The organism is Haloarchaeobius amylolyticus (genome assembly GCF_026616195.1).
GTDB classification, from domain to species: Archaea; Halobacteriota; Halobacteria; order Halobacteriales; family Natrialbaceae; genus Haloarchaeobius; species Haloarchaeobius amylolyticus.
Genome location: NZ_JANHDH010000001.1, coordinates 508,890 through 522,245 on the forward strand (window position 1 = coordinate 508,890; position 13,356 = coordinate 522,245).

Annotated in this window: 15 protein-coding genes; 12 read left to right on the plus strand and 3 right to left on the minus strand. The window is 68.1% G+C overall.

Annotation, left to right across the window (positions count from 1 at the left end):
- The first annotated feature begins 106 nt into the window (after window positions 1-106).
- From NOV86_RS02685 to NOV86_RS02710, 6 genes are all read left to right on the plus strand, one after another.
- Window positions 107-2,503, plus strand: a complete 2,397-nt coding sequence (locus tag NOV86_RS02685; RefSeq protein WP_267639685.1) for an amino acid permease — start codon at window positions 107-109, stop codon at window positions 2,501-2,503.
- A gap of 52 nt (window positions 2,504-2,555) precedes the next feature.
- Window positions 2,556-3,434 (plus strand): amidohydrolase family protein, encoded by an 879-nt coding sequence (locus NOV86_RS02690; RefSeq protein WP_267639686.1) that lies wholly within the window; start codon window positions 2,556-2,558, stop codon window positions 3,432-3,434.
- Window positions 3,435-3,489: 55 nt separating this feature from the next.
- A complete protein-coding gene (locus tag NOV86_RS02695) occupies window positions 3,490-4,320 on the plus strand; it encodes a VOC family protein (RefSeq protein WP_267639687.1) in 831 nt (276 codons plus the stop codon).
- A 61-nt stretch (window positions 4,321-4,381) separates the two neighbouring features.
- Complete coding sequence (locus NOV86_RS02700) at window positions 4,382-5,191, plus strand: alpha/beta fold hydrolase (RefSeq protein WP_267639688.1); 810 nt, start codon at window positions 4,382-4,384, stop codon at window positions 5,189-5,191.
- A gap of 45 nt (window positions 5,192-5,236) precedes the next feature.
- Window positions 5,237-5,719, plus strand: coding sequence for an RDD family protein (locus NOV86_RS02705; RefSeq protein WP_267639689.1), 483 nt, complete (start codon window positions 5,237-5,239; stop codon window positions 5,717-5,719).
- A gap of 32 nt (window positions 5,720-5,751) precedes the next feature.
- Window positions 5,752-6,108: a DUF8064 family membrane protein gene (locus tag NOV86_RS02710; protein WP_267639690.1), complete on the plus strand. Its 357-nt coding sequence runs from the start codon at window positions 5,752-5,754 to the stop codon at window positions 6,106-6,108.
- Window positions 6,109-6,112: 4 nt separating this feature from the next.
- Here NOV86_RS02710 and NOV86_RS02715 read toward each other — a convergent pair whose 3' ends face one another.
- Both NOV86_RS02715 and NOV86_RS02720 read right to left on the minus strand, forming a co-directional pair.
- Window positions 6,113-6,877: an enoyl-CoA hydratase/isomerase family protein gene (locus tag NOV86_RS02715; protein ID WP_267639691.1), complete on the minus strand. Its 765-nt coding sequence runs from the start codon at window positions 6,875-6,877 to the stop codon at window positions 6,113-6,115.
- 65 nt (window positions 6,878-6,942) lie between these two features.
- Window positions 6,943-8,976, minus strand: a complete 2,034-nt coding sequence (locus NOV86_RS02720; protein WP_267639692.1) for a hybrid sensor histidine kinase/response regulator — start codon at window positions 8,974-8,976, stop codon at window positions 6,943-6,945.
- Between the two features lie 418 nt (window positions 8,977-9,394).
- Here NOV86_RS02720 and NOV86_RS02725 point away from each other — a divergent pair, with 418 nt between their 5' ends.
- Entirely contained in the window at window positions 9,395-9,781 is a 387-nt protein-coding gene (locus NOV86_RS02725) for a PaaI family thioesterase (RefSeq protein WP_267639693.1), read from the plus strand.
- A gap of 22 nt (window positions 9,782-9,803) precedes the next feature.
- Here the strand turns inward: NOV86_RS02725 and NOV86_RS02730 are convergent, their stop codons facing one another.
- The gene (locus NOV86_RS02730) at window positions 9,804-10,442 is read right to left on the minus strand and encodes a helix-turn-helix domain-containing protein (RefSeq protein ID WP_267639694.1); all 639 of its coding nucleotides are present in this window, start codon (window positions 10,440-10,442) and stop codon (window positions 9,804-9,806) included.
- Window positions 10,443-10,533: 91 nt separating this feature from the next.
- Between NOV86_RS02730 and paaA the strand changes: the two genes are divergently transcribed.
- The 5 genes from paaA to paaE are packed head-to-tail and all read left to right on the plus strand — an operon-like array spanning window position 10,534 to window position 13,318.
- Complete coding sequence (gene paaA, locus NOV86_RS02735; RefSeq protein ID WP_267639695.1) at window positions 10,534-11,478, plus strand: 1,2-phenylacetyl-CoA epoxidase subunit PaaA; 945 nt, start codon at window positions 10,534-10,536, stop codon at window positions 11,476-11,478.
- Window positions 11,479-11,483: 5 nt separating this feature from the next.
- Entirely contained in the window at window positions 11,484-11,819 is a 336-nt protein-coding gene (gene paaB / locus NOV86_RS02740; RefSeq protein WP_267639696.1) for a 1,2-phenylacetyl-CoA epoxidase subunit PaaB, read from the plus strand.
- Window positions 11,819-12,691 (plus strand): 1,2-phenylacetyl-CoA epoxidase subunit PaaC, encoded by an 873-nt coding sequence (gene paaC / locus NOV86_RS02745; RefSeq protein ID WP_267639697.1) that lies wholly within the window; start codon window positions 11,819-11,821, stop codon window positions 12,689-12,691. The genes paaB and paaC overlap by 1 nt, the downstream gene beginning before the upstream one ends.
- Complete coding sequence (gene paaD / locus NOV86_RS02750; RefSeq protein WP_267639698.1) at window positions 12,684-13,154, plus strand: 1,2-phenylacetyl-CoA epoxidase subunit PaaD; 471 nt, start codon at window positions 12,684-12,686, stop codon at window positions 13,152-13,154. Before paaC ends, paaD begins: the two co-directional genes overlap by 8 nt.
- Window positions 13,151-13,318: a 1,2-phenylacetyl-CoA epoxidase subunit PaaE gene (paaE, locus tag NOV86_RS02755; RefSeq protein WP_267639699.1), complete on the plus strand. Its 168-nt coding sequence runs from the start codon at window positions 13,151-13,153 to the stop codon at window positions 13,316-13,318. Before paaD ends, paaE begins: the two co-directional genes overlap by 4 nt.
- Window positions 13,319-13,356 lie beyond the last annotated feature (38 nt).

The following is a 13,356-nucleotide window of genomic DNA, read 5'->3' on the forward strand; positions in this document are numbered from 1 at the left end:
GTGGAGGGTAATGAAACCGAACGGTCCGGCTGGACAACAGGTCCGGACATCGGCATGAGAATTCAGCCTCGCCCATTTTCCCCGTGCTGTCGTCTGTCCGGTAGGCATGAGCGACGCTGCCGGGGGCGGCGGGGAGTCCATCGAGACCGAACTGTCGCGGGACATGAGCCTGTTCGACGTGACGTTCATCGGGGTCGGGGCGATGATCGGCGCGGGCGTCTTCGCACTGACGGGCTTCGCGGCCGGCATCGCCGGGCCGGCGCTCACCCTCGCGTTCTTCCTGAACGGGCTGGTCGCGATGTTCACCGCCGTCTCCTACGCCGAACTGGGCGCGGCGTTCCCCGAGGCCGGCGGGGGCTACCTCTGGGTGAAGGAGGCGCTGGTCGACCCGAACGGCTTCTTCGCAGGCTGGATGAGCTGGTTCGCCCACGCGGTCGCGTGCTCGCTCTACGCGGTCACCTTCGGCGTGTTCCTCACCGAGTTCGTCGTCCTCGGGACCGGGCTGGAGTCCGACTTCGTCCTCTTCGGCTTCCTGACCCGGCTGCTCGCGGAGAAGGTGCTCGCGGCGCTGATGGTCGCGCTGTTCGCGTACATCAACTACCGCGGGGCCGAGGAGACGGGGAAGGCCGGCGTCGTCGTCACCGCCATCAAGATCGTCATCCTCGCGCTGTTCGTCGGGTTCGGGATACTCGCGACCCTGCAGACGCCGAACTGGCCGCAGAAGTTCGTCGCCAGTCCGCGCTTTGCCCCCGGCGGCCTGTTCGGCATCCTCGGGGCGATGGGGTTCACCTACATCGCGTTCGAGGGATACGAGATCATCGTCCAGTCCGGCGAGGAGGTCGTCGACCCCGGGGAGAACATCCCGAAGGCGGTGTTCTACTCGATGGTCATCGTCGTCCCCATCTACGTCCTGGTCGCCTTCGCGGCCATCGGCGGCATCACCCCGACCGAGGAACTCGTCGCGCGGGCCGGGGGCGTCTCCGGCGACCCCGCGAGCGTCCCGACGTGGGAACTCCTCGGCGGCCTCGGCGAACTGGGTATCATCGAGGCCGCCGCCCAGTTCGTGCCCTACGGCGCGCCACTGCTCCTCATCGCGGGGCTGGCGGCGACGATGAGCGCCCTGAACGCGACCATCTACTCGTCCTCGCGGGTGTCGTTCGCGATGGGGCGGGACCGGTCGCTGCCGCCCCTGCTCGACACCATCCACCCGGAGAAGCGCACGCCCCACCTCGCCATCTTCCTCTCGGCGGTCCTCATCGTCCTGATGGCGGTCACGCTCCCCATCGAGAGCGTCGCCGCCTCGGCGGACATCATGTTCATCCTGCTGTTCGTGCAGGTCAACTGGACCGTCGTGAAGATGCGCGCGACCCACCCGGACCTCCCCCGGACGTTCGAGATTCCCTACATGCCCTGGCCGCCGCTCATCGGCATCGCGCTCCAGCTCTTGCTGACGCCCGTGCTCATCTACGAACTCGGACTGGAAGCAATCGGCATCGGGACCCGGAACGAGGGGCTCATCGCGCTCGGGGCGACCACCGTCTGGATGCTGCTCGGGCTGGCGCTGTACTACGGCTACTCGCGCCAGAAGGAACTGGAGAAGTTCGAGGAGGAGACGCCGACGGTCGTCGCCGAGGAGACGCCGGCGTTCGACCACGAGGAGACCATCCTCGTGCCCATCGCGAACCCGGCGTCGGTCGACCAGCTCGTGCGGACCGCCCTCGACGTGGCCCGCGAACGCGACGCCAGCGTCGTGGTGACGAACGTGGTCTCGGTCCCACAGCAGACCCCACTCTCGGAGGGCCGCGCCTTCGTCGACCAGCAGCGCGCGGTCCTGGACGCGGCCATCGACTTCGCCGAGGAGTACGACGCCGAGGTCCCCGTCAGCGGCGTCATCCGCATCGGTCACTCCGTGTCGACCGCCATCCTCAACACCGTCGAGCAGCGCGACGCCGACCTCGTGTTGCTCGGCTGGCGTGGCCGCGGTCGGCGGCGCGACTACATCCTCGGGAGCAACGTGGACGAGGTCGTGAAACGGGCGCGCTGTGACGTGCTGGTCCAGCGCATCGGCCAGCCGACGGCCGTCGACTCCATCCTGCTCCCGACGGCCGGCGGGCCCCACGCCGGGCTCTCCGTCGAGGTCGCGTCGGCCATCGCCCGCCGGACCGGCGCGAGCATCACGGCCCTCACCGTCGCGGTCGACGGGGAGGAGGGTACCGGGCGCCGGCGGGCCGAGGCGGTCCTCTCCGAGACGGCCGACCGGGTCGAGGACGTCCCCGTCGAGACCGAGTTGGTGACCGCCGACTCGGTCACCGACGCCATCGTGGAGGCGTCCGCCGACCACGACCTCGTCGTCATCGGGGCGACCCGGGAGGGCCTCTTCCAGCAACTCGTCTTCGGCGCCATCCCGGAGGAGGTGGGCCGCCGGGCTGACGCGACCGTCATCATGGCCAAGAGCGACCTCGGCCTGCGGTCCCGGGTCGAACGCCTCTTCGGCGCGGACTGACTCTCACGAACGAACAGGGACGTTTTTCACGCCGCCGGCCGCAGGGAGTGACATGAGCCTCCCGAGCGTCGTCGACCCCGACGACCCGCGAATCATCGACACGCACGCCCACCAGCCGACGGAGGAGTTCCTCTTCGACGCCGGCGGCGAGATGATGCAGGACGCCGCGAAGCGCTTCGGCAAGGAGATGGTGCCGAACTCCTACGAGGAGATGATCGAGGAGTACCGCGCCGTCGGCATCGATAAGGCGGTCCTGCTCGGCTGGGACGCCGAGACCAACACCGGCAACCCGCCGGTCCCGAACGAGTACGTCGCCGAGGTCCGCGACGAGCACGACGACTTCTTCGTCGGGTTCGGGAGCGTCGACCCCCTCAAGGACGACTGCGTCGAGGAGGCCCGTCGCTGCGTGGAGGACCTGGACCTCGTCGGCTTCAAGTTCCAGCAGATCGCCCAGGGGTTCGACCCCTCCGACCCCGAGCACGACGAGCTGTGGGACACCATCGAGGACCTCGGCGTCCCGTGTGTCTTCCACGGCGGGAACTCGACGCTCGGCGCCTGCGCACCCGGCGGGCGCGGCCTGAAGATCAAGTACGGCGACCCGATGCTGCTCGACGACGTGGCGGCCGAGCACCCCGACCTCCAGATACTCATCGCGCACCCGGCGTTCCCGTGGGAGAAGGAGCAACTCGCCATCTGCCAGCAGAAGGGCAACGTCTACATGGACCTCTCGGGCTGGATGCCGGCGTACATCGACGACCAGGTGCTGCACTACGCGAAGACCCTGCTGAAGGACAAGGTCATGTTCGGGACCGACTACCCGATGCTCGACCCCGAGAAGTGGCTCCACCAGTTCGCCGAACTGGACTTCCCGGAGGAGGTCCAGCGCAAGATCCTCTGGGAGAACGCAGAGGAGTTCCTCGGCCTGAACTGAGTCTCGACCCCCGACCGCACCAATCGCTTTTCTCGCTGGCCGTCTCGCCTAGGGCATGGACCTGCACATCGACCACGTCGCCACCGCCTGGACCGACCGTGAGGCCGCCGAGGCCGCCTGCCGCGCCGTCGGCCTCCCGACCACCTACGGCGGCGAGCACGCCGACGGAACGACCGAGATGAGCATCGTCGGCTTCCCGGACGGGAGCTATCTCGAACTCATCACGGCAACCGGCGAGGCCACCCCGAGCCGATGGCCCGAGTTCATCCGGGGTGACGCCGGCCCCTGTGCGTGGTGCATCCGGACCGAGGACCTCCGCGGGGCGTTGCGCCGGGCACTCGACACCGGCCTGCGCGTGGCGGGCCCGGACCGCGACGGCCGCGAGCGCCCCGACGGCCTGCACGTGGAGTGGGAGACGGCGATCCTCGGCGACTCCCTCGGCGCGACGCTCCCGTTCTGCATCGAGGACCGGACCCCGCGGCGCTACCGCGTGACCCCGCACGAGGACCTCGCGGACGGGCCACTCCGGGGTATCGCCGAGGTCGTCGTCCTGACGAAGGACGCCGCGCCGCTGGCACAGGACTTCGACCGGGCGTTCCGCCTCCCGCAGCCCGAGACCGTCGACCCGACCGGGTTCGGCGCGACCCTGCACCGGTTCCCCGGCGCGGCGGTCGCGCTCGCGGAACCGACCGGCGACCGCCTCGGCGGGAGGCTCGACGACTTCGGGCCGGCGCCCTGCGCCGTCCTGCTGGAGGCGACCGACCTCGACCACGCCCGGGACGCCTTCTCGCTCGGAGAGCCGGTCTCGTGGGGCGAGGACCGCGTGGCGTGGTTCGACCACCCGCGGCTGCACCGGCAGATCGGGGTCGTCGAGTACGCGCACTGAATCGACGCGGGGGTTCCCCGGAGCCAGACCGTTTTTCGCGAGGCGGCACCAACCTACGCCCGTGTTTCCCTCCGTCGAGACCGGCACCCTCGCCGGTCACCCCTTCGTCAGGACCGGTGACGGTCCCCGGACGCTCGTCGTGATTCCGGGCCTGAACGACCCGCTGCACACGGTCGGCGACTCGTGGTGGTTCCCGCGCCTGATGGCGGTCTACCTCGGGCGATACGCCGACACCCACACCGCCTACATGGTCAGTCGCCCCCACGGCATCCAGCCCGGGACGACCGTCGCCGACATGGCCCGCGACTACGAGGCCGTCCTCGACGCGCTCGACGCCGAGGAGACGCCCGTCGACGTGATGGGGCTCTCGATGGGTGGGTTCCTTTTGCAGGCACTCGCCGCCAGTGACGACCGGGTCGACCGCGCGGTCCTCGGGCTGTCGGCGGCACGCCTCGGCGACGAGGGGCGCGCGGTCGTCGAACGCTGGCGCGACTGGGGCGAGCGCGGCCGGTGGGGACCCATCTACCGCGAGGCATACGGCATCGTCGCCGACGGGGTCCTCGCCCGCGTCCTGCAGACCGGGTCGGTCGGCTACGACCTGCTGTACGACCCGGTCGACCCGCAGGACTTCCTCGTCTCGGCGGACGCCTGCCTCGCCTTCGACGGCCGCGACCTGCTCCCCGAGATGGACTGCCCGACGCTGGTGGTCGGGGGCGACGCGGACGTGTTCTTCACGGCCGCGGACTACCGCGAGGCCGTCGGCGCGCTCCCGGCGGGGACGCTGGCGATGCTCCGCGGGGCGGGCCACGAGTCGGTCATCGAGCACCCGGACGCCTTCGACGGAAGCATCAGGCGGTTTCTCCGGGACTGAGACCGACCAGCCGTCTTTATCGTCTCACTTACTGTATCTCTATTCATGACTGAAACTATCGAGAAGACCCTGCACCTCGCGAAGTGGGAGACCCGGTTCGGCGCCTGGCTCATCGACGTGGTCCTCGTGAGCGTCGTCCTCGGGGTGTTCGACGAGTTCCTCGTCGGGCTGCCCTCGCTCCTCTCCGTCGAGTTCGGCACCATCGGCGGGTTCAGCACGTTCGCGGGCACCAACGGCCTCGCGCTGTTCGTCTACTGGACGCTCTCGGAGGGCATCTGGGGGCAGTCCGCCGGGAAGATGGTGTTGAACCTCCGCGTGACCGACCGGCGCGGGAACCACCCGGACTTCCTCGCCGCCGCGGTCCAGGCGTTCGGGAAGGCCTTCTTCCTGCCCATCGACTGCCTCGTCGGCTGGCTGGCGATGGAGGGCAAGAAGCTCCGCCTGACCAACCGGCTCTCGAACACCATCGTCATCTCGGTCCCCGCCGAGGAGCCCGAGGGCGTCGAGTACGTGATTCCAGAGGAGTGATACTTTTGTCGGGGCGGTGAGAAGCCGCCCGTATGGTCCTCGACCTCCTCCAGACTCGGGGTCTCTCACCGAGTCGACTCGGCCTCGCGCTCGTCCTGCTCGTCTTCGGCGTGGTGACGACCGCACTGGAGAACCCTGACTGGCCGACGCTGCTGTTGTTCGGCTCCGCGACCGTCTTCTTCCTCGCCGCCGCGTTCCGGCAGTTCAGGGAGCACGCGCTCTACGAACTCTGTTTCGCGGTCGTGATGACCGTCTGGGGCGTCGCCCTGTACGTCGGCGGCAACGAACCGCGGTTCCTCGTCCTCCTGTTCCTCGGTGGCGGCCTCGTGGGCACCGCGCTCGAACTGGTCAACTACTGGCAGGGGACGACCTACGGCCGACTGGCCTGAGCCGTCAGTCCCACTCGGGGTCCCGGCCCTCGAGGAAGGCGTCGACGCCCTCCTCGTGCTCGTCGGACATGTACGCCTGCACCTGCATCATGTTCTCGTAGTCGAGCGCCTTCCGCCAGTCGTTGTCGAGGTTCTCGTGGATGGCCTGCTTGGTCATCCCGATGGTGCGGGTCGGCCGGCGCGAGAGCTTGCCGACCATCTCGTCGACGACCTCGTCGAGTTCCTCGGCGGGGACCGCCTCGTTCACGAGGTCCATCTCGGCGGCGTCCTCGCCGTCGAAGAACTCGCCCGTGAAGGTGAGGCGCTTCGCGGTGCGCAGGCCCACGAGTCGCGGCAGGGTGAACGTCGCCGCGGTGTCGGGGATGAGGCCGACCCGGATGAACGCACAGGAGAACGTCGCGTCCGGGACCGTGTACGCGAAGTCCGCGGCGGCGACGAGGGCCAGCCCGGCGCCCACGCAGTCACCGTTTACCTTCGCGACGATGGGCACGTCGCAGTTCAGCATCTCGGTGGCGGCGCGGTTGAACGTCTCCGCGACGCGCTCGTAGGCCTCGCGCGGGCCCTCCTCGCGCTCCTTCATCGCCTGGATGTCCCCGCCCGCGGAGAAGGCCGGGTCGTCGCCCGTGATGACGACCGCGTCGTGCTCGACGGGGTCGGCCGCCGCGACGGCCTCCGCGAGTTCCTGGGCGACCTCCAGGTTCATCGCGTTCATGACGTTCGGTCGGTCGAAGGTGATGGTACGTACGCCGTCGTCGTCCTCGATGCGCATACACGATGAACTTTCCAGGGGTGCTTAATTGTTGGTCATGGTTCCTGTTCCGGCCACGTCGGCGGTCACTCCTCGGCCGTGGGCGGCTCCTCGGCCGTCGTCATCTCCTCGCTCGGCGGCTTCCGCGTACACTCGCCGGTGACCACCTCGAAGCGCGCACCACCGTCCTCGCCCTCGGTCACGTCGATGGACCACCCGTGTGCCTCGGCGATGCTCTCGACGATGGAGAGCCCGAACCCCGTGCCCTCGTCGGCGGTCGAGTAGCCGTGCTCGAACACGTCCTCTCGTTCCTCTGGCGGGATGCCCGGGCCGTCGTCGGCGACGTAGAAGCCGTCGTCGTCGCCGTCGAGGGAGCCGACCTCGACCCGGACGCTGTCGCCGCCGTACGCCACGGCGTTCGAGAAGAGGTTCTCGAACAGCTGGCGCAGCCGCGGCTCGTCGGCCTCGACGACGTACTCGGCGCCCGGGACCGAGAGCGAGGCGTCGTCGGACTCGATGGTCTGCCAGGCGGCCTCGGCCACCCGGCAGAGGTCGACCGGTTCGGTCTCCTCGACGCGCTGGCCCTCGCGGGCGAGCGTCAGCAGGTCGTCGATGAGCGTCTCGATGCGCTCGTGGGCTCGCTCCACCCGGTCGAAGTGCTCGGGGTCGGGGTCCTCGCGGGCGAGTTCGAGCGACGTGCGGGCGACCGTCAGCGGGTTGCGGAGGTCGTGGCTGACGACGCTCGTGAACTCGTCGAGGCGGTCGCGCTCGCGTTCGAGTTCGCGCTCGCGTTCGATGCGGTTGGTGATGTCCCGGCCCTCGGGCACCAGCAGGACCACGTCGCCGTCCTCGTCGGTGACGGGTTTGATGGAGAAGTCGACGCGGGCCAGCCGGTCGGCACCGATGACGTCCATCTCGGTCCGGACGAACTCCCCGTCGGCGGCGCGGTCGACGAGGTCCCTGACGTGCTCGACCTCGTCCTCCGGGAACCAGGGCGTGTTCCAGAGCAGGTCGCCGACCACGTCCTCGCGGTCGAACCCGCCGAACTCCAGGGCGGTGTCGTTGGCCTCGAGGATGGTGCCGTCGGGTTCGAGCAGGCCCATGAACTGGAACGTCTGGTTGAAGATGGCCTCGAACCGGAGTTCGCGCTCTTTGATGTCGGTGACGTCGGTGATGACGCCCTCGATGGAGCGCAACTCGTCGCCCTCGAAGACCCCCCGACCCTGCTCGAACACCCACTTGCGGGTCCCCTCCTTCGGCAGGATTCGGTAGGTGAGCTCGAACGGTTCCCGCTCGCCGAGATGGTCCTGGACCGTCTCCCACACGTCCTCGCGGTCGTCGGGGTGGATGACGTCGCGGCCGAACGAGACCGTCCCGGACTCGATCTCCTCGGGGTCGTATCCGGTCAGCTCGCGACAGCCCTCGCTCACGAACTCCATCGTCCAGTCCCGGTCGTTCCGACAGCGGTAGACCATCCCCGGGACGTTGCTGATGAGCGTGGCCAGTTTGCGCTCGCTCTCCGCGAGGGCCTGCTTCGCCCGGTAGGCCTCGGCGGCGCGCTCGATGCGGTTCGCGAGGACGGCGAACTGTTCGCGGCCGGTCCCCTTCTGGAGGTACTCGGTCACCCCCTCGCTGATGGCCTCGCTCGCGATCTCCTCGCTCCCTTTCCCGGTGACCAGCAGGAACGGGAGGTCCTCGTGCGTCGACCGGACCCGGTCCAGTAGCTCGAGGCCGTCCAGCTCGGGCATGTCGTAGTCGCTGACCACGCAGTCGAAGGAGGTCCCTTCGAGTGCAGACAGGGCGGCCTCGGCGCTGGTCACCGCCGTCGTCTCAAGCCGGTCGTTCTCCTCCTCGAGGTAGTTCGACAGCAACTCCACGTAGTTCTCGTCGTCGTCGACACAGAGGACGCGGACGGTCTCGTCCCCGTCGGAGAGCGTTCGGGTCTCGAAGCGCCTGCTGTCCCGACCGCTCGTCGACGGGTCGGAATCGTCCTCTCTCCTGGTGAGGGCTTCGCCAGCGACCACTCCCTCGACCGCGTCGGCCTGCTCGCCGGGGTCGGGACCGCGACGCGGTATCGGTTGCTGCCAGAACCCCTGCCTGCCGTACTCCCTCCACTTCATCGTACGTTTGTATGCTAGTGACCCACAAAGTTAACCGGCGGGCCTCGAAACTCGGATGGAGACAGCGTGTCTGACTGTCCCGCCGCGTGACGCTCGCGTGCCGCACTGGTGCAGGGGCTCACGAGGCGTGGTACTGGCCACGGATGGACCCGTCTCTGGGGAGTTGGGTTCGTCAGGAAGGGGGTTGGGGGGAGTATGGGGGTGGCGACAGCGGTTCGCTGTGAAATCGCCAACTAATGGTATGGTGGGGATGGGATTAACCGTTGATTCTATTCTGTAAGTGTCTCGGAAACCCCTACTCTAAACAGTTAGAGTAGAGCGTCTGACAGCACGCGCCCGGACCCTGAGCAGACAAGCACAGCGGCCCGTGTTGCATGGGTCATGAACCGTTAAGAGGTTCCCCGGAGCACACCCGGACATGGACATCGAGGAGTTCTTCGAGACGATGCCGTTCGCCGACCTGCTCGGCGTGGACGTGACCGAGGCCGAGGACGGCCACGCGGAGGGTCGCCTGGAGATGCGCGAGGACCTGTCGTGGAACGCCGACCAGCTGATGGCCCACGGGGGCGTGACGTTCACGCTCGCGGACACCGTCGGCGGCGCGGCGCTGGTCTCGCTGGTCGACCAGCCGGTACCGACCATCGACATGCGCATCGACTACCTCGCTGCTGGCACGGGCGACCTCTACGCCGAGGCCGACGTGGTCCGCTGCGGGAAGAACGTGGGGACGGTCGACGTGGACGTGTACGCCGCGGACGACGACACGCTCATCGCGGACGCACGCGGTGTGTACAAGACGGGCTAGCTTCCGGCGTACCCTTCTCCAGTCACTCGAACACCTGCGCGAACAGTGCCGACTGGCCCCGTCGCAGGCGTTCGAGGAACGCCGACTTGCTGATGCCGAGCGCGTCGGCCACCTCGCCCGCCGTCACCTGCCGGGGGACCTCGAAGTACCCCAGCTCGTTGGCGGCCCGGAGCGCCTCCTCCTGTGCGGGCGTGAACCCCCACCGGCGGGCGACGACCTCGTCGTCCTCGCTCCCGAGCGGGTAGATCCGTTCGAGCGTCACGCCGACGGTCTCGCCCGCGGCTTCGAGGACCCCCTCCAGCACGTCGTACCCCACGACCGCGCCGGTGTAGGTCTCGATGCCGTCGCGGTACCGCAGCGACTCGGCCATGAACCCCGCGTCCGAGAGCGTGTGGACGACGCAGGGGTGCTTCGAGAGACACCGGAAGTTCACCCGGTCGTCGGTGTGCGAGGCGTGGAGGTACCGGATGCGGTCGTCGGCGTCGAGCACCTCCGCCAGTTCGGGGCCGGCACCCGCACTGAACCGCAGGAGTGCGTTCTGGTCGCTCCGACGCTGTGGCGGGCGAGCGTCGACGCTACTCCCGGTCTTGCGCGTCGCATCGGCCAGCGGACAGTCGTCACCGGTCACCCGGAATTCGACCACGAGGCACTCGTCTATCACGAACGTCTGTTGGAGATAACTGTATATAAACCCAGTGTATGGGCGGGTGAATCGGTTTGTTGCTGGGGCGGATAATTGTGGATGAACGACCATGGACATCGAGGAGGTCAAAGCACGGGCCGGACCCCGGGAGTTCAGCCCCAAGGACGACATGCCAGAGGAGTATCGCAAGGCCGCAACACGGATGATCCAGTTCCACGCGAACTCGGAGATCATGGGCGCGTACCTGGAGAAGCCCTTCATCCGCCAGGCGCCGAGCCTCGACCGCAAACTCGCGTTCAGCGCGAAGGTGCAGGACGAGATCGGCCACGGGCAGTTGCTCTACCGCGCCGCAGAGTCGCTGGGCATCAAGACCCGCGACGAGATGCTCGACGAACTCGCGGAGGGGAAGGGGAAGTTCCTGAACTGCTTCCACTACCCGATGGACTCGTGGGTCGAGACGCCCATGATCGCGTTCTTCGTCGACGGCGCCGCGATGCGCCGCCAGGCCACCCTGAAGTCCACCTCGTGGGAGCCCTACGCCCACGCGATGGACAAGGTCTGTTTCGAGGAGGGCTTCCACGTCAAGCACGGTGAGGCCATCCTCTACGAGCTGATGACCGGCTCGAAGAAGGAACAGGAGATGACCCAGGAGGCCTTCGAGCTGTGGTGGCCGCGCATCATCCAGTTCTTCGGCCCCACCAACGAGAAGTCGACCCACCACGGCTTCGCCAGCGAGGTCGGCCTGAAGCAGATGTCCAACGACGAGCTCCGGACCGCGTTCCTCAACGCGTACATCCCGAAGGCCGAGAAGTACGGCCTCGAGATCCCGGACGAGCCGCGTATCCACAAGAACGACGACGGCACCTACGAGGTCGTCGAGGAGGACCTCGACTGGGACGAGTTCTTCACCATCGCGAAGAACGACTACGACGGCAGCCACGAGCAGATCAACGGCCGCCAGCAGGCCCAGGAGGCCGTCGAGTGGGTCCGCGAATCGATGGACCGCCACGAGAGCCGCGTCTACGGCGGGAGCCAACCGCAGGCAGCCGACTGAGAACCATGATCTGGGAAGTATTCCGACAGGAGAAAGCCGGTGGGTACCACACCCACTGTGGCAACGTGCACGCGCCGGACCGCGAGATGGCGCTCATGTTCGCCGAGGTACAGCACGCCCGACGCAAGCCGACGAACAGCCTCTGGGTCGTCCCCCAGAAGGAGATCGGCGAGGTCGACACCGAGGACGCGAAGTTCGGCGGCACGACCGACAAGGCCTACCGCTGGGCCATGACGTACAACTTCGAGGCCGCCGCCTCGGAGGTCGAGGAGTCCGAGAGCGAACAGGCGACCGCAGAGCGCGAACGCCGCGCACAGGTCGAGAAGGCAGGTGGTAACTGATGGCAGCAGCCGAGACACTCCCCGAACCGCAAGAACTGTCCGAGGACGAGCGCGAGGCCATCGAGCACCAGCTCTACCGGCTGGCCGACGACGAGTTCGTCATCGCCGAGCGCTACACCGAGTGGCAGGTCAGGGCACCGACGCTCGAGTCCGACCTCGCCCTGGCGAACATCGCCCAGGACGAGTACGGCCACGCCCGCCTCTGGTACGACCTGCTCCAGGACTGGGGCGCGACCGAGTCCGACCTCATCTGGGAGCGCCCGGCCGACGAGTGGCGCCACGCCACCCTCTGTGAACTCGAGTTCGAAGAGGGCGACTGGGCCGACGCCATCCTCCGGTCGTACCTCTACGACGTCGCCGAGGACATCCGACTCCGCGCGCTGGCGGAGTCGTCGTACCCGCGCATCCGCGACCGCGTCGGGAAGATCCTCGACGAGGAGGGCTACCACCGCGAGCACGCCGAGAACTGGCTCGACCGGCTCTGCGAGGAGGACGACGGCCGCGAGCGCGTGCAGGAGGCTCTCGACCGCCTGTTCCCGTACGCGCTGACGCTGTTCTCCCCGACCGACGAGGCGGTCGAGGACCGCATCGTCGAGCTGGGTATCCGCAGCGAACCCCTCGTCACGATGCGCGAGGAGTGGCTCGACGAGGTCGTGCCCTTCCTCGAGTCCCTCGGCCTCAGCGTCGACGACGCCGAACTGCCCGAGCAGTACGACATGCACCACTCGGCGTTCCAGACGCCCGACGAGGTGGGCCGCGACCAGTCCCACACCGACGCCTGGTTCGACCTGTACGACGACTTCACGCACACCTACGAGGAGCTGGGTCGCGAGAGTGCGAGCCGCATCATGAAGGACCCCGACGATGAGTGACGTGTACGACCCGGACGACGTGCCGGACTCGGTCGACCCGCAGGACGACGACTGCGTCGACCCCGCCGGCACGAGCGCCTGCGCGTACACCGAGTACGTCGAGGGCGAAGCGAGCGACGAGGTCCCCGCGACCGGCGAGGACAGCGAGGGCCTCGAACGCGACGTCTGGGACGTACTCTACGAGATCGAGGACCCGGAGATGCCAATCTCCATCGTGGACCTCGGACTCATCTACGGCGTGACCGCGGACGAAGGGACCGGCGAGGTCACCGTCGACATGACGCTGACCTACTCCGGGTGTCCGGCCCGGACGATGCTCCAGGACCAGATGCGCGAGGCCGTCGCGGGCGTGGAGGGCGTCTCCGACGTGGACCTGCGGCTCGTCTGGTCGCCGGAGTGGAACCTGGAGATGGTGACCGAACAGGGCAAGGAAGACCTGCGCGAGTTCGGACTGAGCATATGAGACGACCCGACCCATCCGTCACGACCAGCGGCGACAGCACGGGCGCGGAGTGCCCCTACTGTGGCTCGGAGAACACCGTCCGGGACCACCCGAAGGGCCCGTCGCTCTGCCGGTCGATGCACTACTGCAACGACTGCGACCAGCCGTTCGAGAAGATGGAGTAATCCCCGCCAACTCTTTTTGTACCGGGGGCGCATCCACG

Excerpts from the sequence above, each read along its gene's own strand:
- NOV86_RS02685 (WP_267639685.1), top strand. The coding sequence starts at position 107 with ATGAGCGACGCTGCCGGGGGCGGCGGGGAGTCCATCGAGACCGAACTG.
- NOV86_RS02690 (WP_267639686.1), top strand. The coding sequence starts at position 2,556 with ATGAGCCTCCCGAGCGTCGTCGACCCCGACGACCCGCGAATCATCGAC.
- NOV86_RS02695 (WP_267639687.1), top strand. The coding sequence starts at position 3,490 with ATGGACCTGCACATCGACCACGTCGCCACCGCCTGGACCGACCGTGAG.
- NOV86_RS02705 (WP_267639689.1), top strand. The coding sequence starts at position 5,237 with ATGACTGAAACTATCGAGAAGACCCTGCACCTCGCGAAGTGGGAGACC.
- NOV86_RS02710 (WP_267639690.1), top strand. The coding sequence starts at position 5,752 with ATGGTCCTCGACCTCCTCCAGACTCGGGGTCTCTCACCGAGTCGACTC.
- NOV86_RS02715 (WP_267639691.1), bottom strand. The coding sequence starts at position 6,877 with ATGCGCATCGAGGACGACGACGGCGTACGTACCATCACCTTCGACCGA.
- NOV86_RS02720 (WP_267639692.1), bottom strand. The coding sequence starts at position 8,976 with ATGAAGTGGAGGGAGTACGGCAGGCAGGGGTTCTGGCAGCAACCGATA.
- NOV86_RS02725 (WP_267639693.1), top strand. The coding sequence starts at position 9,395 with ATGGACATCGAGGAGTTCTTCGAGACGATGCCGTTCGCCGACCTGCTC.
- paaA (WP_267639695.1), top strand. The coding sequence starts at position 10,534 with ATGGACATCGAGGAGGTCAAAGCACGGGCCGGACCCCGGGAGTTCAGC.
- paaB (WP_267639696.1), top strand. The coding sequence starts at position 11,484 with ATGATCTGGGAAGTATTCCGACAGGAGAAAGCCGGTGGGTACCACACC.
- paaC (WP_267639697.1), top strand. The coding sequence starts at position 11,819 with ATGGCAGCAGCCGAGACACTCCCCGAACCGCAAGAACTGTCCGAGGAC.
- paaD (WP_267639698.1), top strand. The coding sequence starts at position 12,684 with ATGAGTGACGTGTACGACCCGGACGACGTGCCGGACTCGGTCGACCCG.
- paaE (WP_267639699.1), top strand. The coding sequence starts at position 13,151 with ATGAGACGACCCGACCCATCCGTCACGACCAGCGGCGACAGCACGGGC.